Genomic DNA, 5,793 nt, shown 5'->3' with positions numbered 1-5,793 from the left:
TTCACGGTGACCCAATGGTTCACCTTCTTCTCCACTTCCTGCCCCTCGCTTCGCAGGCGCTCCGTGACGCAGGAAAGCCCCTTCGTCACATAGATCAAGAGGTCCTGCATCGCCGCCACGTCCGGCTTCTTGCCGCAGACGCCGCTTTTGGTGCAGCCCTTTCCGCCCGCCGTCTCCTGACACTGAAAACAAAACATGCTGCAATCCATCTTCATATACCCCCCCATGTTTAGTTCCTGATCTGTTTTTGGCCCCAAGCCCAATGTCCGCTCCTTGCGCTTCGGGCTCGTGGCCTCCTGACGACAGCCTACGAACGTCTTTCTGCAGACACTATAGCCCCGACCCGACGGTTTGTCCGTTGTTATGACAACGAACCCTTGCTGACACCCCATGATGTGGTGAGTTTTTGTCCGGAGGGTCGAAAAGACGCCTTGACGAAACCGGAAATGCCCGCTAGAATACCGTGAGTTTTAGAAATCGATCCATTGGGGGCAGTGAAGTGGCCGTTATCAAAGGGGAAAATTCTAACTCAATACAGAAATGCAGAGGACACACCGGAAAGATTTTTTCCGAGTGTGTCCTTTTTTTATACAGGGCTTTGGAGGCATGACCGCGCGGCGACAGGAGGCTTCCTCTCTGTGTCGCCCAACTTCCGGCTCCTGGCAGACGGGAAGGTCCGTTCTTGGCGTCGGTTTCGTTTTTCGCGGCCGTTCTTGACGTTGAAAGGAGATTAAATGACGATGAGTGGGGAAATGAAAAGTATCGGCGATGAGGCCATCTACGACGCGAGGTCCCTTGGCGTGGGCAGGATGCTGATCCTGGGCCTGCAGCACCTGTTCGCCATGTTTGGGGCCACCGTCCTCGTGCCCCTTTTGACGGGGCTCAGCGTCAGCTCGACGCTCCTCTTTGCGGGGGTGGGCACGCTGCTGTTCCACATGATCGCAAAGTGGAAGGTGCCCGCCTTCCTGGGGTCCTCCTTTGCCTTTCTGGCGGGCTACGCGGCGATCGCGCCGAAGGGCGACCCTGCGCTTTTGCCCTATGCGTGCTTTGGGGTTGCCTGCGCAGGGCTGGTCTACCTCTTGCTGGCGGCGGCATTTCGCGCTTTTGGCGCCAGCAGGGTCATGCGATATTTTCCGCCCATCGTCACGGGGCCGATCATCATCGCCATCGGGCTGACCCTGTCGCAGTCCGCGATAGAGAACTGCTCGAAGGACTGGTTCGTCGCCCTGGTCGCCATCGTGGTCGTCATCGTCTGCAACATCTGGGGGCATGGCATGGTGAAGATCGTCCCGATCCTGCTCGGCGTGGCGGGTTCCTACCTGGCTGCGGTGGCGACTGGCGCCGTCGACTTCAGCACCATTGCAGCGAAGCCCTGGTTCGGCTTCCCCGTCGAATACGATCAAACGGTGTTCTCCATCTTCACCAACGGAACGGTCAACTTTGCCCTGTTGATCTCCTCGGTCATCACCATCGTGCCCATCGCCTTCGCAGCGATGATGGAGCATATCGGCGACATCTCCGCGATATCCTCCACAGTGGGTATCAACTACATCAGGGACCCCGGCCTCCACAGGACGCTGACGGGCGACGGCCTGGCGACGACGGCGGCCTCCCTCTTCGGTGCGCCGGCGAACACGACTTATGGCGAGAACACCGGAGTGCTCACGCTCACGAAGGTCTACGATCCGAGGATCATACGCCTGACGGCGGTCTTCGCCGTCCTGCTCTCCTTTTGCCCCAAGTTCGCGGCGGCCATTGAGAGTATGCCCACGGCGACGATCGGCGGGATATCCCTCATCCTCTATGGCATGATCGCCTCCGTCGGCGTCCGAAACATCGTGGAAACGAACGTCGATTTCTCGCAGAGCCGCAACGTCATCGTCGCCGCTCTGATCCTGGTGCTATCGATCGGCATCAACTACAGCTCCGCCGGAGCCCTCAACTTCACGCTGGGTGGCATCAGCATCAAGTTCTCCGGCATCGCCACCGGCTCCCTGGTCGGCATCCTGCTGAACGCCGTCCTTCCCGGCAAGGACTACAAGTTTGACGATGACGCGCCCAACCCGACGGGGGTCAACCTGGAGATCGCTCAGGGCAAGAGCCTGGAGTGGGGGACGGATGGCGCGAAAGAGCAGGATCCGGCGCTATCCTAAGGAGAAACGCCCCTGCCGCAAGGGTTAACGAAAAACCGTAAAAACAAGGCCACCGGCGATCGTGTAAGCGATGCCGGCAGCCTTGTTAAAACAGGGATACGAAAAAACCCTGCTCAGGGCAGTGAGGGAGAATACTGAAGAACTGAAAGAACGGGCCGTTCCGGTTCTGCGGCAGCTACCCGACGTGCCGTTCAAGCCCAGACAACGGCGGAAAATCCGTGTTCAAAAAAGCAGCATTAACGGGAGAGGAGAGTGGAATCCATGAAGAAATTTCGCGGAAGAGATATAGCGGTTTTTGTTCTGGGGCTAGGCATCCTGGCTGCCGGAGCGTATTTCCTGATGGGCAGCGGCTCCTTCATCAGTACGCCGGCTGCCGCTTCGATGACGCCCGAGGCGCTGACCGCAGAGAATGAGATGTTGATGAAGCAGGTTTATGATGCGTCAATGCAATTGCAAATGATCGCCTATGGCGGCTCGGAACCTGCAAAAGTATGGGTGGAAAAATATTGCAAAGACGGGCGTGCCGCTCCACTTCCGGAGGCTCCTGAAGCCGCCAATGCGGAGTTGAAAGCCCGTGCCCATGATGCACGAATCATATTTGAAGGACTTCAAGCAGATCAGAGAGAAGAAATTCGCTGGCTGACACAGTATTACGGCGAAGAAAATGAAGAAACTCTGAAAAAGTTAGGAATCAAGAGCAAAAAAGCACAGGCTCAGGAAGAGGAACTCGCTAGAAAAGAGGAGGGAATCGCCAGTAAAATTGTTTCCGCTCTCCGCAGCACAAAAGCGGCTCTTATTCTGTATTATGCAGATCATTTGGATGAAATTGGTAAGCAGAAAAATTATGACCTTGGCGCTGTTCTCGACACGCCGGAACACATCCAAGCTACTCTTGGCGTTTATGTAGAGGGTGCTATTGATTACAGCGATGGACACTGGACATTTCAGAGTGAGGGGGACCGGTGGTGGATAGGCTATAAGCTTGAAGGGATATCAGAGGCGAATCGCCAAAGGCTCGTACAAAAAGCTCGGGTGACGGGGCTTTTTAAGGCGCCTGACAGCAACAAAAATTCGTATGATGGCGGGGATTATGATGGCGGGGATGTTGTATTCATGATAGCCAGGTGATAAGGTGGCGGTCCGTGTACTTCTTAAGCGGGGCGGCTTTTGCCGCCCTGTTCTATTCCGGCCGACAGGTCCTGAACGGCCCTCCGTCAATTACATTGGTACGGATACAGGGGCAGCGTTCATAGGGAAAATCACAGCTTGGAATAAGGGTAGCAAAAAACCCCGCTCAGGGCGGGGTTTGTGAATTCTATAAGACGTAGGAAAATCAACGAATGGTGGCGGCGACTGGAATCGAACCAGTGACACTGCGGGTATGAACCGCATGCTCTAGCCATCTGAGCTACGCCGCCCTGAAAGTTGGTTGCGGGGGCAGGATTCGAACCTGCGACCTTCGGGTTATGAGCCCGACGAGCTACCTGACTGCTCCACCCCGCGATGTCGTGTCCGCTGGTGCCGAGCGCGGGACTCGAACCCGCACGGACAAACGTCCACAGGATTTTAAGTCCCGTGTGTCTACCTATTCCACCAGCCCGGCGACACTCGAACATTATATCATCTTTTCTCGATACGTCAAACTTTTTTCAGCCTCTCAGGAATTCCTTGCCCAGTAGCGAGATATCCGCAATCGGGCCCTGAAGGCGTTCAACGGACGAACCGTCCCCAACCAGCATGTCGCCGTGTCCCAACAGGTGCTGCGCCTGGGTAAACCCCTCGCCCAGGATGATCTGGCTGTTGCTCTTGCTCGACACCTTCAGCGCCACACGCATCTGAAGGTTGGCCTTGATAACGCCGGTGACGACCTTCGCGTCCGGGCGTTGTGTGGCCAGCAGCAGGTGGAATCCGGCGGCCCTTCCCTTCTGGCAGAGTCGCTGGATGAAGTACTCGAGGTCCTTGGCCGTCTCCTTGCGCATCATGAGGTCGGCGTACTCGTCGATGATGAGAACCCGTCGCCGCAGCCGCTCTCCGGCGACGGCGTTGTAGTCCGTCAGGTGAGAAACCTTCGCCCTCTCCATGAGCTCATAGCGCCGCTCCATCTCCTCAACGGCTTCCTTCAGGGCCTCCATGGCTTCCTCGACGTCGCAGAGTATCCGCCCCTCCGCCAGGGCCCTCAGTGCCGCCAGATCGACGAAGGTGACTCGCTTGGGATCGATCAGGGTGAAGTTCACGCTGTCCTTCGGCGCGCAGAGCAGGAGCCCAATCACCACGGAGCGAAGCAGGACGCTCTTCCCGCTTCCGGAGGTTCCGCCGATCAACATACTGGTCATGGTCGGTTCCGACAGGTCGGCCCAGAAAACGCTTCCATCCACCCTCATCCCCAGGGGGAAGGCGGCCTCCGAACGAGGTCGGCTCTCCTCGCCTTGTCGGATCAAAGTTTCAAGGGAAAGCACCTGGCGGCTGGACCGTGGGACGTCAACGCCAACGTAGCCGCCATAGGCCTGAATCACGGGGGGCACGGGAAGGTCCATCTGAACTTGAAGGTCGTCCGCCCGGTTGTCTATCTTCTTCACGGTCGTCCCCTTGGCGGCGTTGGGCCGGACCTTCAAGCGTATGAAACAGGGGCCGCAGACGACCCCAGCGTCGGTGACCGACAGTCCAAGGTCCTTCAAGGCCTTAAGCAACTGTACCATACGCTCAAGTCCTTCTGCATTACAAAATATTTCTTGAAGGCCTTTGTCAAGGTCATCACGGGCTTTGCTGCCAGATTCGCTTCCTGGCTTCTCCAGAACAGTTTGAGGAACGGGGGGCGCGTCCCAATCGTTGGCGCAGTCCCCGCTCCACGGACACTGCAGGCAAAGCTCGGAGTTCACCGCCACGGGCAGGGGTAGACGCCGCTCCAGGACGTCGAGGACCACGTCAAAAAGGCCCGGCAGCGCGGAAGTCATGCCTTTGACGTCGGACGAAGGGAAGGTAACGGGATGCTCCTCCTCCAGATAAATGACCTGAACGGTGGGAAGGATGCCCGTCGCGCGATGGATCAGCCAGGCGTAGATCAACGCCTGAGAAAGGGCCACCGTCGGGTCGGAGCACCGATGCCCCTTGAACTCGAACAGGGTCGCCTCGCCGAGATCGGGATTGAACAGCAACGCATCGTAGCGCCCAGAAAGCTTCAGCACCCGCCCGTCGGAGGAAACATAGCTGGCCTGAAGCGTGCGCTCCGGCTCCAAGAACACGTGCATCACCTCGTCGGGAGCGAGGCGCCCAAAGGGGATTTTTGCCAGGAAATCTGCCATACAGCCAGCCCAGACCGACGTCCCACGGGCCATGGATAGGGCCTGTTTTGTGGATAGCCCCGGCGCATACTGTTCCATAAAGGGGCTGAAAAAACGGACGCGGATGAGCTCCTCCAGGCGCTCTCGAATCGGAGCCTCCCCGGCACGCGTTCCGGAAAGGACCGCGCGAATCTCGCCTCTCACGGGGTTTTGGGGATCGGACGCCGCATCGAAGAAGGCTCCGGCGATGTGCTTGTGAAACAGGGAGCCGTACTTCTCGCCGCTCCCCTCGATGCCGACCTTCCAAGCCCCGCGCTCCCCCTCCCCGCGATAGGCCAGAAGCCTGGGGCAGCGCTGGCACA

The 5,793-nt window shown here is 58.1% G+C and carries 4 protein-coding genes, 3 tRNA genes and 1 pseudogene; 3 read left to right on the top strand and 5 right to left on the bottom strand.

The annotated features are described in order from the left end of the window. Positions 1-209: pseudogene (locus Q0629_RS04025) on the bottom strand (hydroxylamine reductase); the annotation flags it as partial. Positions 210-740: 531 nt separating this feature from the next. Between Q0629_RS04025 and Q0629_RS04020 the strand changes: the two are divergent. From Q0629_RS04020 to Q0629_RS04010, 3 genes are all read left to right on the top strand, one after another. Beyond that, positions 741-2,153: a uracil-xanthine permease family protein gene (locus Q0629_RS04020; RefSeq protein ID WP_298779222.1), complete on the top strand. Its 1,413-nt coding sequence runs from the start codon at positions 741-743 to the stop codon at positions 2,151-2,153. 70 nt (positions 2,154-2,223) lie between these two features. After that, the gene (locus Q0629_RS04015; protein WP_298779220.1) at positions 2,224-2,418 is read left to right on the top strand and encodes a hypothetical protein; all 195 of its coding nucleotides are present in this window, start codon (positions 2,224-2,226) and stop codon (positions 2,416-2,418) included. Beyond that, complete coding sequence (locus tag Q0629_RS04010; RefSeq protein WP_298779217.1) at positions 2,415-3,281, top strand: hypothetical protein; 867 nt, start codon at positions 2,415-2,417, stop codon at positions 3,279-3,281. Before Q0629_RS04015 ends, Q0629_RS04010 begins: the two co-directional genes overlap by 4 nt. A gap of 213 nt (positions 3,282-3,494) precedes the next feature. Here the strand turns inward: Q0629_RS04010 and Q0629_RS04005 are convergent. From Q0629_RS04005 to Q0629_RS03990, 4 genes are all read right to left on the bottom strand, one after another. Further along, positions 3,495-3,571: transfer RNA gene (locus Q0629_RS04005), tRNA-Met, on the bottom strand. A gap of 8 nt (positions 3,572-3,579) precedes the next feature. Then, positions 3,580-3,656: transfer RNA gene (locus Q0629_RS04000), tRNA-Met, on the bottom strand. A 13-nt stretch (positions 3,657-3,669) separates the two neighbouring features. Then, positions 3,670-3,756: transfer RNA gene (locus tag Q0629_RS03995), tRNA-Leu, on the bottom strand. Positions 3,757-3,802: 46 nt separating this feature from the next. Beyond that, positions 3,803-5,793 (bottom strand): FtsK/SpoIIIE domain-containing protein (locus Q0629_RS03990; protein ID WP_298779215.1); only part of this gene is annotated, 1,991 nt, incomplete at its 5' end.

The organism is uncultured Fretibacterium sp. (genome assembly GCF_938030725.1).
Taxonomy (GTDB): Bacteria; Synergistota; Synergistia; order Synergistales; family Aminobacteriaceae; genus Fretibacterium.
Note: the sequence above shows the minus strand (reverse complement) of the source record. Positions and strands in the feature narration are given on the sequence as shown.

Excerpts from the sequence above, each read along its gene's own strand:
- Q0629_RS04010 (WP_298779217.1), top strand. The coding sequence starts at position 2,415 with ATGAAGAAATTTCGCGGAAGAGATATAGCGGTTTTTGTTCTGGGGCTA.
- Q0629_RS04020 (WP_298779222.1), top strand. The coding sequence starts at position 741 with ATGAGTGGGGAAATGAAAAGTATCGGCGATGAGGCCATCTACGACGCG.
- Q0629_RS04015 (WP_298779220.1), top strand. The coding sequence starts at position 2,224 with ATGCCGGCAGCCTTGTTAAAACAGGGATACGAAAAAACCCTGCTCAGG.